We start from the raw sequence: 533 nt of genomic DNA, 5'->3' as shown, positions 1-533 counted from the left end.
GAGGAACTTCTCCCATGGCTTCTCGCCAACAAGAAAAGTCTGATATGCTCTTTGCTGGACGGTAGCTACCGTCCCAACCCTGTCCTTAGAGTGGAAATCCCGAAGGACAACGGCAAGATGCGTCAGTTAGGAATACCGACCGTTGTAGACCGACTGGTACAGCAAGCCATCAACCAGGCACTGACCTCCATCTACGAACCTCAGTTTAGCCGGAACAGTTTCGGTTTCCGTCCCAGACGTGGTTGCCATGCTGCTCTGCGCAGCGCGAAAGACATCGTCAATTCAGGTTACAAATATGTAGTAGACCTTGACCTTGAGAGGTTCTTCGACACAGTGTGCCACAGTCGTCTGATAGAGATTCTGAGCCGTACAATAAAGGATGGAAGAGTGGTCAGTCTTATTCACAAATACCTCCGAAGCGGAATAATGAATCATGGCATGTTCGAGGCGAGCAGGGAGGGTACTCCCCAAGGTGGTCCTTTAAGTCCCCTTTTAAGTAACATCATGCTTAATGAACTTGATAAGGAACTAAC

At 49.0% G+C, this 533-nt stretch carries 1 protein-coding gene; it reads left to right on the top strand.

Annotated elements, in window-relative coordinates:
- A partial coding sequence (locus B5F34_RS17235) for a reverse transcriptase domain-containing protein (RefSeq protein ID WP_255376987.1) occupies nt 1–533 on the top strand: 533 nt, incomplete at both ends.

Origin of the sequence: Mediterranea sp. An20 (genome assembly GCF_002160055.1) — a bacterium.
GTDB classification, from domain to species: Bacteria; Bacteroidota; Bacteroidia; order Bacteroidales; family Bacteroidaceae; genus Bacteroides; species Bacteroides avicola.
The sequence above is the reverse complement of the archived record's forward strand: the minus strand, read 5'-3'. Positions and strand labels throughout refer to the sequence as shown.